The following is a 15921-nucleotide window of genomic DNA, read 5'->3' as shown; positions in this document are numbered from 1 at the left end:
TAGCAGTATAGCGGCATCAATTCGAGCGCGCAAGCTTGCGGGATTGAAGTTTGAATTTTTCACTTTGGCGCGGCCATCGCGGCCGGTAGCGGCGCGTCCCACTGCCACGGGCCGCGCGCCAGCAGGGCCTGCCAGGACGCGTCGAGCGGCGCCTCGATGCGCAGCGGCGCGCCGCCGACCGGGTGTGGCAGCTCCAGCGCCAGCGCGTGCAGCCACAGCCGCTGCTGGCCGAGCCAGGCCGCCACGGCGCGGTTGTGCGCGCCCTTGCCATGCGTCGCGTCGCCGACGAGCGGATGCGCGACGTGCTTCAGATGCCGGCGGATCTGGTGGCGCCGGCCGCTCTCCGGCGCCACCCGCAGCAGCGCGTAGCGGCTGGTGGCATGGCGCGCGTCGGTGGCGAAGGGCCACTCCACGCTCGCCAGGCGCTCGAAGCGCGTGCGCGCCTCCAGCAGCGGCTGGCCGGCGGAAGGGCGCTCCGGATCGCGCGCCAGCGGATGCTCGATCAGCCCTTGGGCCGGCGGCCAGCCGCGCACCAGCGCGAGGTAGGTCTTGCGCGGCAGGCCGGACTCGAACTGCGCGCCCAGGGTGCGCGCCACCGCGGCGTCCAGGGCGAACAGGAGCACGCCCGAGGTGCCCTTGTCGAGCCGGTGCGCCGGCCAGACCGGTGCGCCGACCTGGTCGCGCACCAGCTGCAGCGCGGCGCGCTGCTCGTGCGCGTCCAGCGCAGTGCGGTGCACCAGCAGCCCGGCGGGCTTGTCCACGACGACCAGGTGCGCGTCGCGGTAGAGCAGCGGCAGCGCGTCCGGCGCGGCATCGCCTGGCGAATCCGTGTTCAAGGCAGCTCGCCGTCCACGTAAAACCAGCGCCCGTCCTCGCGCACGAAGCGGCTGATCTCGTGCAGCCGGTGCGCGCGGCCGCCGAGCTTGCTGCGCGCCACGAACTCGACGCGCGCATGGGCCTCGTCGATCGGCTCATGGCGCTTGACCTGCAGGCCGAGCCAGCGCAGGCCCGGCTCGTTGGGCTCCAGCACGGCGGGCCGGGTGGACGGGTGCCAGGTGGCCAGCAGGTAGTCGCGCAGGCCCAGCACGAAGGCGCTGTAGCGCGAGCGCATCAGCGCGGGCGCGTCCGGCGCCTGCAGGTGCTGCGCACCGGCGTGCCAGCGCCCGCAGCAGGCAGCGTAGGCGGCGCCGCTGCCGCAGGGGCAGGTTTCGGCGGGGGACATCGTCATGGGGCGTTCAAAACGGACCGCGCCGTCGGGCCCGGTGGCGCGACGGCGCGGTCAGGGGTTGCGGCGGAAGGGGTGTCAGCGCGCCGCCTCGCCGGCCGGCGCGGTGCCGGTGGGATCGTCGCGCTGGATCTCGGAGACGCCGGCGCTGCCGTCGCCCGGGTCGGTCACGTCGCCCTCGGGCGCCAGCGGCGCGCCGCCGTCGGCGGTGGCGTCGTCAAGCGGCAGGCCGGCGGCCTTGCGCTGCTTGCGCTCCTCCAGCTTCTCTTCCTTCTTCTTCTTCTTGGCCAGGTCGCGCTGGCGTTTCTCGAAGGCGTAGTTGGGTTTGGCCATGCGGTCTCCTGCGGATGTGTCGTGAGCGGCGGAGCAGCCCCCGCCTGAAAGCCGATTGTCGCCTCAGCCAGGAGGCACCCGCAGTGCCCGGGGTCGCCCCCTGGGCACAGGAGGCGGCTCCCGTTCAGCGCCCGCGGCTGTCCTTGAGGCCGGTGATGCGGTTGAACACCGGGCGGCCGCTCGCGTGGTCCACGCGGTCGGTGACGAAATAGCCGTGCCGCTCGAACTGGAAGCGCTCGTCGGGGTCGGCCGCGGCCAGCGACGGCTCCACCACCGCCTGCACCACGCGCAGGCTGTCCGGATTGAGGCTGGCCTTGAAGTCGCGCCCACCGGCGTCGGGCTGCGCCTCGGTGAAAAGCCGGTCGTAGAGCCGCACCTCGGCGGCCACGCCGCCGCCTTGTTCCGGCGGCTGCGCGCCGACCCAGCCGATCACGCCCTTGACCTTGACGCTGTCGGCGCCGGGCGTGCCGCTCTTGGTCTCGGGCAGCAGCCGCGCGCGCACCAGCGTCACGCGCCCGTCGGCGTCCTGCTCGAAGCCCGTGCACTCGACGACGTAGCCGTACTTCAGGCGCACCCGGTTGCCGGCGGTGTCGCCCTTGGGCGGGTAGAGGCGGTGGTAGCCCTTGGGCGGGTCGATGGCGAAATCCTCGCGCTCGATCCAGACCTCGCGGCCCATGCCGAACTCGCGCCGCCCGCGCTCGGGCTGCGACGGGTGCACCGGCGCGCTGCAGGGCTCGATGTGGCCGGCGCCCAGCGCCTCGTCCCAGTTCTCCAGCACGAGCTTGAGCGGGTCGAGCACCGCCAGGCCGCGCGGCGCCTTGGGGTCGAGGTCGTCGCGCAGCGCGCCTTCGAGCGTGGCGTAGTCGATCCAGCTGTAGTCCTTGGCGACGCCGATGCGCTCGGCAAAGAGCTGCAGCGACTCCGGGGTGTAGCCGCGCCGGCGCAGGCCCGCGATGGTGGGCATGCGCGGGTCGTCCCAGCCGTTGACGATGGCCTCGTCCACCAGCGCCTTGAGCTTGCGCTTGCTGGTGATGACGTAGGTGAGGTTCAGCCGCCCGAACTCGTACTGCTTCGGCAGCGGGCGCGAGAGCAGGCCCAGGTCGGCCAGGCGCTCCAGCAGCCAGTCGTAGAAGGGGCGCTGGTCCTCGAACTCCAGCGTGCAGATGCTGTGGGTGATGTTCTCCAGCGCGTCCTCAATCGGGTGCGCGTAGGTGTACATCGGGTAGATGCACCAGCGGTCGCCGGTGTTGTGGTGCGTGGCGCGCTTGATGCGGTAGATGGCCGGGTCGCGCAGGTTGATGTTGGGCGAGGCCATGTCGATCTTCGCGCGCAGCACCATCGCGCCGTCGGGGTGCTTGCCGTCGCGCATCTCGCGAAAGCGCTGCAGGTTTTCCTCGGCGCTGCGGTTGCGGAACGGGCTGTCGGTGCCGGGCGTGCCGAAGTCGCCGCGGTTGGCGCGCATCTCCTCCGGAGTCTGCTCATCGACGTAGGCGTGGCCGGCCTCGATCAGCGCCTCGGCCGCGCGGTACATGAAGTCGAAGTAGTTGCTCGCGTAGTAGAGGTGCGAGGTGCCGTTGGCGTCCCACGAGAAGCCCAGCCACTGCACGGCGTCGAGGATGGAATCGACGTACTCCTGCTCTTCCTTCTCCGGGTTGGTGTCGTCGAAGCGCATGTGGCAGACGCCGCCGAAGTCGCGCGCCAGGCCGAAGTTCAGGCAGATGCTCTTGGCGTGGCCGACGTGCAGGTAGCCGTTGGGCTCGGGCGGGAAGCGGGTGCGGATGCGCGCCGGGTCCAGCGCGCCGCTGCCCTGGTGCGCGGCGTCGCCGGGACTGCCGGCCCAGTGGCGCGGCGCGTAGGTGCCGGCGGCCAGGTCGCGTTCGATGATGGCGCGCAGGAAGTTGCTCGGCTTGGGGGCTTCAGGTGCGGACATGGAGTGCGGCAGAGGTGGGCCGGCGGCAGGGCCGGCGCAATCTAGGAGCTGGGGTTGCGCCGGATTCTATCGAGGGGGGTATTTGCAGGCCGACACACTCCGGCCGTGCACCGGCGCGGGGGCTGGCGCGTTGTAGGCGGACCCTCCTCGAAGGAAGCCGCCATGATGCGCTCCAGTTTCTTCCTTTCGGCCGCCGCGCTTGCCCTCGTGGGCCTGGCGTCGGTCCCGGCCCGCGCGGACGTGCAGTGGTCCGTTGGCGTGGGTTCCTTCGTCCCGGGCGTGACGGTGGGCACCGTCATCTCCACCACGCCGCTGCGCCCGGCGGTACCGGTGTACGTCGCGCCGCCGGGCGTGGGCTACTCGCCGCCACCGCCGGTGTACGTCTCGCCCCCGCCGCTGTACGTGCCGCGGCCGCCGGCCTACGTGGCGCCGCCTCCCGTCTACTACGCGCCGCCGCCCATCTACACCCCGCCGCCGCCGGCCTACGGCCCGCCGGTGTACGTGCCGGCCGCGCCGCGCTTCATCGGGCCGCCGCCGGTGTACACGGCCGCCCCGGTGTACATCGGCGCACCCGGCTGGGGCGGCGGCCACCGCCACCACTGGCGGCGCTGACGGCACTGCCGGCCGGGGCCGGTCCCGGCTTCGGCCTCAGCGGCGCCGGCGCGTGCCGCCCAGCAGCGAGCCCAGCACGCCGCGCACGATCTCGCGGCCCACGGTCGAGCCGACGGTGCGCATCGCGCTGCGCGCCGCCGCCTCGGCCAGGCCCTCGCGCCGCCCGCCGCGCGGGCCGGTGCTGCCGAACAGCGCGTCCTTCAGGCTGTCGAGCAGCCCGCCCGACGCCGGCGCGCCGCCCGGCGAGGCTGCGTCCAGCGCCTGCGCGGCATGGCCGCGCAGCCGCTCGTAGGCCGATTCCCGGTCCACCGCCTGCTCATACACGCCGGCCACCAGCGAGCCCCCGATGAGCGCGCGCCGCTCGTCCGGCGTGACGGGGCCGAGCCGGCTGCCCGGCGGCTGCACGAACACGCGCTGCGTGACGCCCGGGCGCCCATGCTCATCGAGCAGGCTCACCAGCGCCTCGCCCACGGCCAGCTCGGTGATGGCGGCCTCGATGTCGAGCGCCGGGTTCGGGCGCATGGTCTGCGCCGCGGCGCGCACCGCCTTCTGGTCGCGCGGCGTGAAGGCGCGCAGCGCGTGCTGCACGCGGTTGCCCAGCTGCGCCAGCACGCTGTCGGGCAGGTCGGCCGGGTTCTGCGTCACGAAGAACACGCCCACGCCCTTGCTGCGCACCAGGCGCACCACCAGCTCGATGCGCTCCACCAGCACCGCCGGCGCGTCCTTGAACAGCAGGTGCGCCTCGTCGAAGAAGAACACGAGCTTCGGCTTGTCCACGTCGCCCACCTCGGGCAGCGTCTCGAACAGCTCCGACAGCAGCCACAGCAGGAAGGTGGCATAGAGGCGCGGCGCCTGCATGAGCTTGTCGGCGGCCAGCACGTTGACCACGCCGCGGCCGTCCACCGTCTGCATGAAGTCGGCGATGTCGAGCATGGGCTCGCCGAAGAAGCGGTCGCCGCCTTGCTGCTCGATCTGCAGCAGCGCGCGCTGCACGGCGCCGATGCTCGCGGCGCTGACGTTGCCGTAGGTGGTGGTGAAGTCGCGGGCGTTCTCGCCCACATGCTGCAGCATGGCGCGCAAGTCCTTCAGGTCCAGCAGCAGCAGCCCGTGGTCGTCGGCGATGCGGAACACCAGGTTCAGCACGCCGGCCTGCGTCTCGTTGAGCGCGAGCATGCGCGACAGCAGCAGCGGGCCCATGTCGCTGATGGTGGCGCGCACCGGGTGGCCCTGCTCGCCGAACACGTCCCACAGCGTCACCGGGCAGGCCCGGGGCGGCGGCACGTCCAGCCCGCGCTGGGCCAGCGCGGCGACGAGCTTCGGGCTCGGGCTGCCGCTCTGGCTGATGCCCGTCAGGTCGCCCTTCACGTCGGCCATGAACACCGGCACGCCCAGGGCGCTGAAGCCCTCGGCCAGGCACTGCAGCGTGACGGTCTTGCCGGTGCCGGTGGCGCCGGTGACGAGGCCGTGGCGATTGGCCAGGGCGGGTAGCAGGCAGGCTTCCTGATTGCCGTGTCGGGCAAGCAATATCGGTTCGGCCATGGCGTGCGGGCTCCTCGAAAAAGGGCGTGGCGGGGGCGACCGGTAAAATCGCCGGCAGTCTAACCAAGCAAAAGAGCCGGACGCCCCGCGGGCCGGCGAGGAGCAGCCACGATGGCCGGACATTCCAAATGGGCCAATATCCAGCACCGCAAGGGCCGCCAGGACGAAAAGCGCGGCAAGGTCTGGACGCGCGTGATCCGCGAGATCATGGTCGCGGCCCGCCAGGGCGGCGGTGACGTCAGCGCCAACCCGCGCCTGCGCCTGGCCATCGACAAGGCCAAGGCCGCCAACATGCCGGCCGACACCATCAAGCGCAACATCGACAAGGCCACCGGCAACCTCGAAGGCGTGAGCTACGAGGAAATCCGTTACGAGGGCTACGGCATCGGCGGCGCCGCGATCATCGTGGACTGCATGACCGACAACCGCGTGCGCACCGTGGCCGAGGTGCGCCACGCCTTCAGCAAGTACGGCGGCAACCTGGGCACCGAGGGCTCGGTGGCCTTCCAGTTCAGGCATGTCGGGCAGTTGCTGTTCGCGCCCGGCACCAACGAGGACAAGCTCATGGAAGCCGCGCTCGAAGCCGGCGCCGAGGACGTGATCACCGGCGACGACGGCTCCATCGAGGTGCTGACCGCGCCGGCCGATTTCGAGGCCGTCAAGGAAGCGCTGACCGCCGCCGGCTTCACCCCGGAGATCGCGGAAGTGACCATGCGCGCCGAGAACGCCATCGCCCTGGGCGGCGAGGACGCCCAGCGCATGCAGAAGCTGCTGGACGTGCTGGAGGACCTGGACGACACCCAGGCCGTGTTCCACAACGCCGAGATCGAGGAACAGGCATGAAGGTCCTGGTCATCGGCAACGGCGGGCGCGAGCACGCGCTGGCCTGGAAGCTGGCGCAGTCGCCGCGCGTCAACCAGGTGTTCGTGGCGCCGGGCAACGGCGGCACGGCCACCGACGCGCGGCTGCGCAACATCCCCATCACCGACGTCAACGCGCTGGCCGACTTCGCCCAGGCCGAGAAGGTCGCGCTCACGGTGGTCGGCCCCGAGGCGCCGCTGGCCGCCGGCGTGGTGGACGTGTTCCGCCAGCGCCAGCTGCGCATCTTCGGCCCGACCAAGGCCGCCGCGCAGCTGGAGAGCTCCAAGGCCTTCGCCAAGGACTTCATGAAGCGCCACGGCATCCCGACCGCGGCCTATGAGAGCTTCACCGACGCCGCCGCGGCGCATGCCTACGTGGACCAGATGGGCGCGCCCATCGTCGTCAAGGCCGACGGCCTGGCCGCGGGCAAGGGCGTGGTCGTGGCCATGACGCTGGAGGAGGCGCACCAGGCCATCGACTTCATGCTCGAAGGCAACGAGCTGGGCGTGCAGTACAACGCCGGCGGCGCGCGCGTCGTGATCGAGGAGTTCCTGCAGGGCGAGGAAGCCAGCTTCATCGTGCTGTGCGACGGCCACCACGTGCTGCCGCTGGCCACCAGCCAGGACCACAAGCGGCTGCTCGACGCCGACGCCGGGCCCAACACCGGCGGCATGGGCGCCTACTCGCCCGCGCCCGTGGTCACGCCCAACGTGCATGCGCGCGCGATGCACGAGGTGATCCTGCCCACCATCGCCGGCATGGCGCGCGAGGGCCGGCCCTTCACGGGCTTCCTCTACGCCGGGCTGATGGTCAGCCCCGAGGGCCAGGTCAAGACGCTGGAGTTCAACACCCGCATGGGCGACCCGGAGACGCAGCCGATCCTGATGCGCCTCAAGAGCGACCTGCTGGAGGTGCTGCTGGCCGCCACCGACGGCACGCTCAACAAGGTCGAGCTGCAGTGGGACCGCCGCTTCGCGCTGGGCGTGGTGATGGCCGCCGCCGGCTACCCGATGAACCCGCGCAAGGGCGACGCCATCCTGGGCCTGCCCGCGCCCACCGAGGACGCCGTGGTGTTCCACGCCGGCACCACGCTCACCGACCAGGGCCTGGTGACCAGCGGCGGGCGCGTGCTGTGCGTCACCGCGCTGGGCGACTCGGCGAAGAAGGCGCAGCAGCGCGCCTACGACGCACTGTCGGGCGTGCAGTTCGACGGCGCGCAGTTCCGCACCGACATCGGCTACCGTGCCATCAAGCAGCGCTGAAGCCATGGGCACCGCGGGCACTGCCGACGTCCTCGACACCACCGCCGTGCGCGCCTGGCTGCTGGACCTGCAGCAGCGCATCGTCGCGGCGCTGGAAGCCGCCGACGGCACGCCGTTTCGCAGCGACGGCTGGACGCGCGAGCCCGGCGGCCGGCTCGAAGGCGACGGCCTGTCGCGCCTGGTGGAGGAGGGCAAGCTGCTGGAGCGCGGCGGCTGCAACTTCTCGCACGTCAAGGGCCGCGCGCTGCCGCCCTCGGCCACGCAGCACCGGCCCGATCTCGCCGGCGCGAGCTTCGAGGCCATGGGCGTGTCGCTGGTGCTGCATCCGCGCAGCCCGATGGTGCCCACGGTGCACATGAACGTGCGCATGTTCGCCGCGCAACCATCGGACGGCCGCGCGCCGGTGCTGTGGTTCGGCGGCGGCATGGACCTCACGCCCTACTACGGCTTCGAGGAGGACGCGCGCCACTTCCACCGCACCTGCGCCGACGCGCTGGCGCCCTACGGCGCGGCGCTGCATCCGCGCTTCAAGGCCTGGTGCGACGAGTACTTCTTCCTGAAGCACCGCAACGAGCCGCGCGGCGTGGGCGGCATCTTCTTCGACGACTTCTGCGAGCTGGGCCCGGTGCGCAGCTTCGAGATGGTGCGCGCGGTGGGCGAGGCCTTCCTGCCCGCGTACCTGCCCATCGTCGAGCGCCGGCGCGAGCTGCCCTATGGCGAGCGCGAGCGCGACTTCCAGGCCTACCGGCGCGGTCGCTACGTCGAGTTCAACCTCGTCTTCGACCGCGGCACGCTGTTTGGGCTGCAGTCGGGCGGGCGCACCGAGAGCATCCTGATGTCGATGCCGCCGCTGGTGAAGTGGCGCTACGACTGGCATCCGCAACCCGGCAGCGCCGAGGCGCGGCTCTACAGCGACTTCCTGCGCCCGCGCGACTGGCTCGGCGAGTGAAACGCATCGGCCTGCTTGGCGGCAGCTTCAACCCGCCGCACCTGGCGCACCTGGCGCTGGCCCGCCAGGCGCGCGACGAGCTGCGGCTCGACGAGGTGCGGCTGCTGCCGGCGGGCCGGCCCTGGCAGAAGCTGGCCGAGGGGCGGCGCATCGTCGACGCCCCGCACCGCGTGGCCATGCTCCAGCTGCTGCTGCAGGGCGAGCCGGGCCTCGCCATCGACGAGCGCGAGCTGCACCGCGCCGGGCCCAGCTACACGCTGGACACGGTGCGCGAGCTCGCTGCTGAAGTGCCCGGGGCGAAGCTGTACCTCGTCGTCGGGCAGGACCAGTACGCGCGGCTGCACACCTGGCACGGCTGGCAGGAGATCCTGCAGCGCGTGACGCTGGCCGTGGCCGGCCGCGCCGGCCAGGCGCCGCGCGCGCCGGTCGAGGTGGCGGCCGTGGCGCATGACATCGAAACACTGGCGCTGCCGCCCATGGCGGTGGCGTCCACTGACATCCGCGAACGTGCGGCCCGCGGCGAGGATCTTTCCTCGCTGGTGGGGTCGGCGGTCGCGGCCTATATTGACCAGAACGCCCTGTACCGGGCTGACCCCGGGAGTTGAATGGACATCCGCAAGCTGCAACGCGCCATCGTCGATGGCCTCGAAGACGTGAAGGCCGTGAACATCGTGGTCTTCAATACCGAGCATCTCTCGCCGCTCTTCGAGCGCGTGATCATTGCCTCGGGCACCAGCAACCGCCAGACCAAGGCGCTGGCCTCCAGCGTGCGCGAGACGGTCAAGTCGCGCGGCCTGGAGGTGATGCGCACCGAAGGCGAGGACAACGGCGAATGGATCATCGTGGACTGCGGCGCCGCCGTCGCCCACATCATGCAGCCCGCCATCCGCGAGTACTACCATCTCGAGGAGATCTGGGGCGAGAAGCCGGTGAAGCTCAAGCTCGGCGACGGCAAGGCCAAGGGCCTGCCCAAGGCCTCGGCCGACGCTGAGGACGCCGACGAGGACGCGGCCGAAAGCGCCCACGCCTCGCGCACCGCGCGCACCGCCGCCGGCAAGGCCGCGCTGGCCGCGGCGCCGGTGAAGAAGACCGCGGGCCGCAAGGCGCCGGCGAAGAAGGCGGCGTCCGCCAGTGCCAAGGCCGCGCCGGCGAAGAAGGCCGTGGCCGCCAGGAAGGCAGCGCCGGCAAAGAAGGCCGTCACGCGCACCACGGGCACCAAGGTGGCCGCGAAGAAGGCCACGACGGCCAAGGCCGTGCCCGAGCAGCGCCTGGTGGTGAACGCCCCGGTGAAGAAGGCCGCGGCGAAGAAGGCACCGGCCAAGAAGGCGGTGGCGCGCAAGGCGCCGGCGGCCAAGAAGGCTGCCGCCGCGCCCGCGAAGAAGGCGCCGGCCCGCAAGGCCGCCGCCAAGAAGGCCGCGCGCGGCTGAGCCCGGCGCCGTGCGGCTGGTGATCGCCGCCATCGGCCAGCGCCAGCCGGCGTGGGCCGAGGCGGCCTACGACGATTTCGCCAAGCGCTTCCCGCCGGAGCTGCGGCTGGAGCTCAAGGCGCTCAAGGCCGAGCCACGCACCACGGGCAAGCCGCCCGCGGCGCTGATGGCGTCGGAGGCCCAGCGCATCGAGGCCGCCATTCCGAAGGGCGCGCGCCGCGTGGTGCTCGACGAGCGCGGCACGCGGCTGACCACCGTGGCGCTGGCCGAGCGGCTGCGCTTCTGGCTGCAGGACGGCCGCGACGTGGCCTTCATGATCGGCGGCCCGGACGGGCTCGATGCCGCGCTCAAGGGCACGGCCGACGAGACCATGCGGCTGTCCGAGCTGACGCTGCCGCACGCCTTCGTGCGCATCCTGCTGGCCGAGGGGCTGTACCGCGCCTGGTCGCTGACGGTGAACCATCCCTACCACCGGGAATGACCGGACAAAAGAATCGAGTTGAGCGATGACTGAACACACCCAACACGAGCGCATCCTGCTCGCCTCGCAAAGCCCGCGCCGTGCCCAGCTGCTGGAGCAGATCGGCGTGGCCTTCGAGCTGCTGCTGCCCGAAGAGCACGAGGACGCCGAGGCGCTGGAGCTGGCGCTGCCCGACGAGCGGCCGGAGGACTACGTGAAGCGCGTCACCCGCGCCAAGCTCGACGCCGCCCGCGCGCGGCGCGAGCGTCAGGGCCTGGCCGGCGTGCCGGTGCTCGCCGCCGACACCACCGTGGCGCTGGGCCGGCGCATCCTGGGCAAGCCGGCGAATGCCGACGAGGCCCGCACCATGCTGCGCGGGCTGTGCGGCCAGACGCACCGCGTGCTCACCGCCGTGTCGGTGGCCTGCGAGGGCGAGCGCGTGCTGCACGCGCTGAGCGTGTCGCGCGTGCGCCTGGAGGGCATGCGCGAGAGCGACATCGACGCCTACATCGACAGCGGCGAGCCCTTCGGCAAGGCCGGCGCCTACGGCATCCAGGGCCGCATCGCCGCCTTCGTGGCCCATGTCGAGGGGAGCTACTCCGGTATCATGGGTTTGCCCCTCCACGAGACGGCCATGCTGCTGCGGCAAGCGCACGTGCGTTTCTGAGTCCGCGCGCCGCGGCAGACGGCAGCCGCAGCGCATGCAAGACATCCTCATCAATTGGGCCCCGCAGGAGACACGCGTGGCCATCGTCGAAAACGGCGCCGTACAGGAGTTGCACATCGAACGCGCGCTGGAGCGCGGGCTGGTGGGCAACATCTACCTGGGCAAGGTCGCGCGCGTGCTGCCCGGCATGCAGAGCGCCTTCATCGACATCGGGCTGGAGCGCGCCGCCTTCCTGCACGTGGCCGACCTGGTCGGCCACAGCCGCTTCGAGCCCGGCGGCAACCACATTCCCGTGCCCATCGAGCGCCAGGTATTCGAAGGTCAGAGCCTGATGGTGCAGGTCATCAAGGACCCAATCGGCACCAAGGGCGCGCGGCTGTCCACGCAGATCAGCATCGCCGGACGGTTGCTCGTGCACCTGCCGCAGGACGACCACATCGGCATCTCGCAGAAGATCGGCTCGGGCGAGCTGCGCGACCAGCTGCGCCAGCGCATGCAGGCGCTGGTGGGCACGCGCGAGACGGGCGGCGGCGGCGGGTTCATCCTGCGCACCAATGCCGAGGACGCGACCGACGCCGAGCTGGCCGACGACATCGCCTACGGGCGCAAGACCTGGGCCGCCATCCGCGAGCGCGCCTTCACCGTGCCGCCGGGCACGCTGCTGCACCAGGACCTGAACCTGGCCGAGCGCGTGTTGCGCGACCTTAGCAACGAGCACACCGGCTCCATCCGCATCGACTCGCGGATGCAGTTCGACCACCTCACCGCCTTCGGCCAGGAGTTCACGCCCGGCGCCGTGGGCAAGCTGGAGCTCTACAAGGGTGAGCGCCCGATCTTCGACCTCTACAACATCGACGCCGAGGTCGAGCGCGCGCTGGCGCGGCGGGTTGACCTGAAGAGCGGTGGTTACTTGATCATCGACCAGACCGAGGCGCTGACCACGGTGGACGTCAACACCGGCGGCTTCGTCGGCGCGCGCAACTTCGACGACACGATCTTCAAGACCAACCTGGAAGCCGCCGGCGCCATCGCGCGGCAGCTGCGGCTGCGCAACCTGGGCGGCATCATCATCGTGGACTTCATCGACATGGCGCGCGACGAGCACCAGGGCGCCGTGCTGGCGGAGTTCCGCAAGCAGCTCTCGCGCGACCGCACCAAGACCACGGTGAGCGGCTTCACGCAGCTTGGGCTGGTCGAGATGACGCGCAAGCGCACGCGCGAGTCCCTGGCGCACATGCTGTGCGAGCCGTGCCCGACCTGCGGCGGCCGCGGCCAGGTCAAGACCGCGCGCAGCGTGTGCTACGACGTGCTGCGCGAGATCCTGCGCGAGGCGCGGCAGTTCAATCCCAAGGAATTCCGCGTCGTGGCCAGCGCCGCGGTGGTGGAGATGCTGCTCGACGAGGAGAGCCCGCACCTGGCCGGGCTGTCGGAGTTCATCGGCAAGCCGATCTCGCTCTCTGCCGAGCCGACCATGAACCCGGAGCAGTACGACATCGTGCTGCTGTGAGGCCGGGCGGCGCGCCGGGTGGCTGCCGTCCGCGTTTCCCGAACCTCCTAGACCGCGCCGCCCAGCCGCAGCGCCTGCACCGTCAGCCGCTCCGCGGCCAGGCGCAGCGCCGGCCCGTGGCCCGGCGCGCTGAGCGTGGCGCTGACCGTGCCGGCGATGGGCCCGCTGCCGCCGTCCAGGCCCGGCAGCGAGAACAGCGCCTGCGCCGCCTGCAGCTCCGGCACGCGCAGCACGAGCTGCCGGCCCATCACCGCCGCCGTCACGCCCACGCGGTTGCGGCCCTGGGCCTGGCCCGAGAGCTCCACGTGCTGGCGCCGCGTGCCCATCACGCCGTCGCCCAGGCGGACCTCGCCGCCGAGCCGCGTGCGCTGCAGCGCCTGCGTGGCCTGGCGCCCGGGGCGGCCCTGCGGCGTGCCGCAGCCGGCGTTGTGCAGCAGGCTCTCCACGAAGGGTTGCAGCTGCAGCGAGCCGCGGTCGGTGACGCGCGCGCCGAAGAGCGAGCCGCGCTGCTCGAAGCGCACGCCGGGTACGTGCGGCAGCGCGAACTGGTAGAGGTAGTCACGGCCCTTGGGACTGTCGGCGTAGATGCCCATGTGGCTCACGCCCATGGGCGAGTCCGGGCCGATGTGCTCGACCGAGAGCCGGTTGAAGTCGATGCGCCCGTCCTGGATGACGATGCCCACCTCCGCGTCCACGATCCAGGCCGCGTCGTCGATGTGCATCTGCAGCCGCCCGTTGAGTCCGGCCAGTGCGTCGAGTTGCCATTGCGCCTGCGCGCCGGCCGCGGCGGGCGAGGGCGCCCGGGCCAGCTCCACCTGCGCGTCCTGCACTTCCAGCGCTTCCAGGCTCAGCGCCTGCAGCGTCGGCGCGCCGCCGTTCGCGCCGGGCGCGGGCGTGCCCAGGCGCAGGCCCAGGCCGCGCAGCAGCACCTGGCCGGCGCGCAGCGCCAGCAGCGGCGTGCGCAGCTCCACGCCGCGCAGCTGCAGCCGGCCGAGGCGCCAGGCGCCGTCGCGCAGCGCCAGGCCGGAAAGCTCCACCACCTCGGCCTGCAGCACCTCGATGGGGCCGAAGCCGGGCAGGGTGAGGCCTTGCAGCAGCCGTGCGTCCATCGCGTCTCCTCCATCCGTTGAATGCGGCCAGGCCGTGGGCCGGGCGCCGTGCAACCGGCATGCCGCGCGGGTGCTCCAGGGCCCGCGTCTCAGGGCATTCCCGGAGCCGTGGGCGGCCGGCGCGGCCTGGCGGCGCCACCACAATGATCCTGCAGCGGCGCGCATCGAAGGCGAGCGTGCCGCGCACTCAACGACCCGAAGCTTTTCATCGAGGAGAACCGAACCATGGCCGACACCTGCTGCACCCTCGTGCCGTACTTCAAGGTCCACCCGGGCCGCCTGGACGATTTCAAAAGCCTGTGCGTGCAGTTCGAGGAGCGCACCCGCACGGAGGACGGCTGCCTGCACTACGCCTTCAGCTTCGACGGCGACGCCGTGCACTGCCGCGAGGGCTACGTGGACAGTGCCGCGCTGTTGCACCACCTGGAGAACGTCGGCCCGGTGCTGCAGGAGGCGCTGAAGATCGCCGACGTGACGCGACTGGAAGTGCACGCGCCCGCGGCCGAGGTCGAGAAGCTGCGCGAGCCGCTGGCCGGGCTGAAGCCGCAGTTCTTCGTGGTGGAGGGCGGGTTCAGGCGCTGAGCCTGGCTTGATGCCCGCCCCAGGTCGCCAGCAGGCGGCGGGGCGGGTGACCGGTCAGGGGCGGTGGGTGCGCAGCCAGTCCCGCAAGGCGTCGTTCATGCGCGTCTGCCAGCCCCGGCCGGTGGCCTTGAAGGCTTCCAGCACGTCGCTGTCAAAGCGGATGGTGGTGGGCTCCTTCAAGGGAGCCTTCTGAGGCCCTCGCACCCGCCGGCCCAGCTTGTCCTGAAGGGACTGCGGCAAGGCCACGAAGCGCTGCGCCCGGCTCACTTCATCTGCCGTCCATTCCGGGTTGTCGTCGTCAACCGCTTCGGGGCTGGGTTTTTGCTCGCTCATAGTGCTTCACCTCGCGCTGGTTGGCCTTGCGGAAACTGATGACCCGGACTCCTTGCTGCGTCTCGACGAACACCAGTGCATGCACGCGGCCGTCGAGCATGCCCAACGCCCGCCAGCGGACTTCTCCGTAGTCGCGACGCTGGTCCACTGAAAACACCGCGGTTTCGAAGTCGAAATCGCTGACCCGCTCGAATGCCAGTTGCCGTTCGCGGATGTTCCGCTCGTTCTTGGCTGGGTCATAGTCGATTTCCACAATCAAATTGTATTAACAATCTGAAGTTGGGCTTCAGCAGTCCAGCTCCACCACCACCGGCGCATGGTCGCTGGGCCGCTCGTTCTTGCGCGGCGCCTTGTCGATGTGGCAGGCGCGCACCAGCGGTTTCAGCGCCTCGCTGACCAGCAGGTGGTCGATGCGTAGGCCCTGGTTCTTGCGGAAGGCGAGGTTGCGGTAGTCCCACCAGCTCCACAGCCGCGGCGGCTGCTCGAAGAGCCGGAACGCGTCCCACAGCCCCAGCCCGGCCAGCGCCTGGAAATGCGCCCGCTCCTCGGGCGTGCAGTGGATCTGCCCGGCCCACAGCACCGGGTCGTGCACGTCGCGGTCGTCGGGCGCGATGTTGAAGTCGCCGCCCAGCACCAGGCGCGGGAACTGCGCCAGCTGGTCCTTGAGCCAGGCCTGCAGCGCCTCCAGCCACGCCATCTTGTAGGCGAATTTTTCGCTGCCCGGCGCCTGCCCGTTGGGGAAGTAGCCGCCGACGAAGCGCAGCGGCTGGCCGTCGGCGCAGGTGAGGGTGGCGGCGATGACGCGCGCCTGCGCGTCGTCGAAGCCGGGGATGTTGCGCTGCACGTCGGCCACCGGCTGGCGCGAGATCAGCGCCACGCCGTTGTAGGTGCGCTGCCCGAACCACTGCGCGTGCCAGCCGGCGTCCTGCAGCGCGGCGTGCGGGAACTTGTCGTCGGTGAGCTTGGTTTCCTGCAGCACGATGGCGTCCACGGGATGGGCAGCGAGCCAGTCGAGCAGCTGCGGCAGCCGCACGGCGAGGGAGTTGACGTTCCAGGTGGCGAGTTTCATGGGGCAACAGGAGGTTCGATCGGCTTGAGCCTACCCCAGCACAGGAACGCCCCTTG

The 15921-nt window shown here is 71.5% G+C and carries 19 protein-coding genes; 10 read left to right on the top strand and 9 right to left on the bottom strand.

Annotated elements, in window-relative coordinates:
- Window positions 1-59: 59 nt before the first annotated feature.
- From FJ694_RS04955 to FJ694_RS04940, 4 genes are all read right to left on the bottom strand, one after another.
- On the bottom strand, window positions 60-836 hold the full coding sequence (locus FJ694_RS04955; RefSeq protein WP_157264819.1) for a pseudouridine synthase: 777 nt from the start codon (window positions 834-836) through the stop codon (window positions 60-62).
- On the bottom strand, window positions 833-1228 hold the full coding sequence (locus FJ694_RS04950; protein WP_157264817.1) for a YchJ family protein: 396 nt from the start codon (window positions 1226-1228) through the stop codon (window positions 833-835). Before FJ694_RS04950 ends, FJ694_RS04955 begins: the two co-directional genes overlap by 4 nt.
- Before the next feature lie 75 nt (window positions 1229-1303).
- Window positions 1304-1558 carry a hypothetical protein gene (locus FJ694_RS04945; protein WP_157264815.1) on the bottom strand — a complete coding sequence of 85 codons (255 nt, stop codon included), beginning with the start codon at window positions 1556-1558 and terminating at the stop codon, window positions 1304-1306.
- A 124-nt stretch (window positions 1559-1682) separates the two neighbouring features.
- Entirely contained in the window at window positions 1683-3488 is a 1806-nt protein-coding gene (locus FJ694_RS04940; protein WP_157264813.1) for a glutamine--tRNA ligase/YqeY domain fusion protein, read from the bottom strand.
- Window positions 3489-3650: 162 nt separating this feature from the next.
- Between FJ694_RS04940 and FJ694_RS04935 the strand changes: the two genes are divergently transcribed.
- Window positions 3651-4100, top strand: coding sequence for a hypothetical protein (locus FJ694_RS04935; protein WP_157264811.1), 450 nt, complete (start codon window positions 3651-3653; stop codon window positions 4098-4100).
- A 36-nt stretch (window positions 4101-4136) separates the two neighbouring features.
- Here the strand turns inward: FJ694_RS04935 and FJ694_RS04930 are convergent, their stop codons facing one another.
- Window positions 4137-5639, bottom strand: coding sequence for a helicase HerA-like domain-containing protein (locus FJ694_RS04930; protein ID WP_157264809.1), 1503 nt, complete (start codon window positions 5637-5639; stop codon window positions 4137-4139).
- A gap of 111 nt (window positions 5640-5750) precedes the next feature.
- On the opposite strand from FJ694_RS04930, the gene FJ694_RS04925 reads away from it, so the two are divergent.
- The 8 genes from FJ694_RS04925 to rng are packed head-to-tail and all read left to right on the top strand — an operon-like array spanning window position 5751 to window position 12772.
- Window positions 5751-6482, top strand: a complete 732-nt coding sequence (locus tag FJ694_RS04925) for a YebC/PmpR family DNA-binding transcriptional regulator (protein ID WP_157264807.1) — start codon at window positions 5751-5753, stop codon at window positions 6480-6482.
- The gene (gene purD, locus FJ694_RS04920; RefSeq protein ID WP_157264805.1) at window positions 6479-7762 is read left to right on the top strand and encodes a phosphoribosylamine--glycine ligase; all 1284 of its coding nucleotides are present in this window, start codon (window positions 6479-6481) and stop codon (window positions 7760-7762) included. The genes FJ694_RS04925 and purD overlap by 4 nt, the downstream gene beginning before the upstream one ends.
- Before the next feature lie 4 nt (window positions 7763-7766).
- Complete coding sequence (gene hemF / locus FJ694_RS04915) at window positions 7767-8711, top strand: oxygen-dependent coproporphyrinogen oxidase (RefSeq protein WP_157264803.1); 945 nt, start codon at window positions 7767-7769, stop codon at window positions 8709-8711.
- A complete protein-coding gene (gene nadD / locus FJ694_RS04910; RefSeq protein WP_157264801.1) occupies window positions 8708-9316 on the top strand; it encodes a nicotinate-nucleotide adenylyltransferase in 609 nt (202 codons plus the stop codon). Before hemF ends, nadD begins: the two co-directional genes overlap by 4 nt.
- Window positions 9317-10138 carry a ribosome silencing factor gene (gene rsfS / locus FJ694_RS04905; protein WP_157264799.1) on the top strand — a complete coding sequence of 274 codons (822 nt, stop codon included), beginning with the start codon at window positions 9317-9319 and terminating at the stop codon, window positions 10136-10138.
- Window positions 10139-10148: 10 nt separating this feature from the next.
- Window positions 10149-10619 (top strand): 23S rRNA (pseudouridine(1915)-N(3))-methyltransferase RlmH, encoded by a 471-nt coding sequence (gene rlmH, locus FJ694_RS04900; RefSeq protein WP_157264797.1) that lies wholly within the window; start codon window positions 10149-10151, stop codon window positions 10617-10619.
- 25 nt (window positions 10620-10644) lie between these two features.
- On the top strand, window positions 10645-11265 hold the full coding sequence (locus FJ694_RS04895; RefSeq protein WP_157264795.1) for a Maf family protein: 621 nt from the start codon (window positions 10645-10647) through the stop codon (window positions 11263-11265).
- A 34-nt stretch (window positions 11266-11299) separates the two neighbouring features.
- Complete coding sequence (gene rng / locus FJ694_RS04890) at window positions 11300-12772, top strand: ribonuclease G (RefSeq protein WP_157264793.1); 1473 nt, start codon at window positions 11300-11302, stop codon at window positions 12770-12772.
- Between the two features lie 47 nt (window positions 12773-12819).
- On the opposite strand, the gene FJ694_RS04885 is transcribed toward rng, so the two are convergent.
- On the bottom strand, window positions 12820-13881 hold the full coding sequence (locus FJ694_RS04885; RefSeq protein ID WP_157264791.1) for a hypothetical protein: 1062 nt from the start codon (window positions 13879-13881) through the stop codon (window positions 12820-12822).
- A gap of 225 nt (window positions 13882-14106) precedes the next feature.
- Between FJ694_RS04885 and FJ694_RS04880 the strand changes: the two genes are divergently transcribed.
- The gene (locus FJ694_RS04880; protein ID WP_157264789.1) at window positions 14107-14463 is read left to right on the top strand and encodes a putative quinol monooxygenase; all 357 of its coding nucleotides are present in this window, start codon (window positions 14107-14109) and stop codon (window positions 14461-14463) included.
- Between the two features lie 54 nt (window positions 14464-14517).
- Here the strand turns inward: FJ694_RS04880 and FJ694_RS04875 are convergent, their stop codons facing one another.
- From FJ694_RS04875 to xth, 3 genes are read right to left on the bottom strand one after another with little or no spacing between them, the layout of a single operon-like run.
- Complete coding sequence (locus FJ694_RS04875) at window positions 14518-14796, bottom strand: BrnA antitoxin family protein (RefSeq protein WP_157264787.1); 279 nt, start codon at window positions 14794-14796, stop codon at window positions 14518-14520.
- Window positions 14762-15049, bottom strand: a complete 288-nt coding sequence (locus FJ694_RS04870) for a BrnT family toxin (RefSeq protein WP_157264785.1) — start codon at window positions 15047-15049, stop codon at window positions 14762-14764. The genes FJ694_RS04875 and FJ694_RS04870 overlap by 35 nt, the downstream gene beginning before the upstream one ends.
- A gap of 33 nt (window positions 15050-15082) precedes the next feature.
- A complete protein-coding gene (xth, locus tag FJ694_RS04865) occupies window positions 15083-15865 on the bottom strand; it encodes an exodeoxyribonuclease III (protein ID WP_157264783.1) in 783 nt (260 codons plus the stop codon).
- Between the last annotated feature and the right edge of the window lie 56 nt (window positions 15866-15921).

The sequence above is a fragment of the Azohydromonas aeria genome, assembly GCF_009760915.1.
GTDB classification, from domain to species: Bacteria; Pseudomonadota; Gammaproteobacteria; order Burkholderiales; family Burkholderiaceae_C; genus Azohydromonas; species Azohydromonas aeria.
The sequence above is the reverse complement of the archived record's forward strand: the minus strand, read 5'-3'. Positions and strand labels throughout refer to the sequence as shown.

Bases quoted from the DNA above. Each gene is read 5' to 3' on its own strand.
- FJ694_RS04930 (WP_157264809.1), bottom strand. From the start codon at position 5,639: ATGGCCGAACCGATATTGCTTGCCCGACACGGCAATCAGGAAGCCTGC.
- FJ694_RS04875 (WP_157264787.1), bottom strand. From the start codon at position 14,796: ATGAGCGAGCAAAAACCCAGCCCCGAAGCGGTTGACGACGACAACCCG.
- FJ694_RS04935 (WP_157264811.1), top strand. From the start codon at position 3,651: ATGATGCGCTCCAGTTTCTTCCTTTCGGCCGCCGCGCTTGCCCTCGTG.
- FJ694_RS04945 (WP_157264815.1), bottom strand. From the start codon at position 1,558: ATGGCCAAACCCAACTACGCCTTCGAGAAACGCCAGCGCGACCTGGCC.
- FJ694_RS04885 (WP_157264791.1), bottom strand. From the start codon at position 13,881: ATGGACGCACGGCTGCTGCAAGGCCTCACCCTGCCCGGCTTCGGCCCC.
- rng (WP_157264793.1), top strand. From the start codon at position 11,300: ATGCAAGACATCCTCATCAATTGGGCCCCGCAGGAGACACGCGTGGCC.
- rsfS (WP_157264799.1), top strand. From the start codon at position 9,317: ATGGACATCCGCAAGCTGCAACGCGCCATCGTCGATGGCCTCGAAGAC.
- FJ694_RS04950 (WP_157264817.1), bottom strand. From the start codon at position 1,228: ATGACGATGTCCCCCGCCGAAACCTGCCCCTGCGGCAGCGGCGCCGCC.
- purD (WP_157264805.1), top strand. From the start codon at position 6,479: ATGAAGGTCCTGGTCATCGGCAACGGCGGGCGCGAGCACGCGCTGGCC.
- FJ694_RS04940 (WP_157264813.1), bottom strand. From the start codon at position 3,488: ATGTCCGCACCTGAAGCCCCCAAGCCGAGCAACTTCCTGCGCGCCATC.
- FJ694_RS04880 (WP_157264789.1), top strand. From the start codon at position 14,107: ATGGCCGACACCTGCTGCACCCTCGTGCCGTACTTCAAGGTCCACCCG.
- xth (WP_157264783.1), bottom strand. From the start codon at position 15,865: ATGAAACTCGCCACCTGGAACGTCAACTCCCTCGCCGTGCGGCTGCCG.
- hemF (WP_157264803.1), top strand. From the start codon at position 7,767: ATGGGCACCGCGGGCACTGCCGACGTCCTCGACACCACCGCCGTGCGC.
- FJ694_RS04895 (WP_157264795.1), top strand. From the start codon at position 10,645: ATGACTGAACACACCCAACACGAGCGCATCCTGCTCGCCTCGCAAAGC.
- FJ694_RS04925 (WP_157264807.1), top strand. From the start codon at position 5,751: ATGGCCGGACATTCCAAATGGGCCAATATCCAGCACCGCAAGGGCCGC.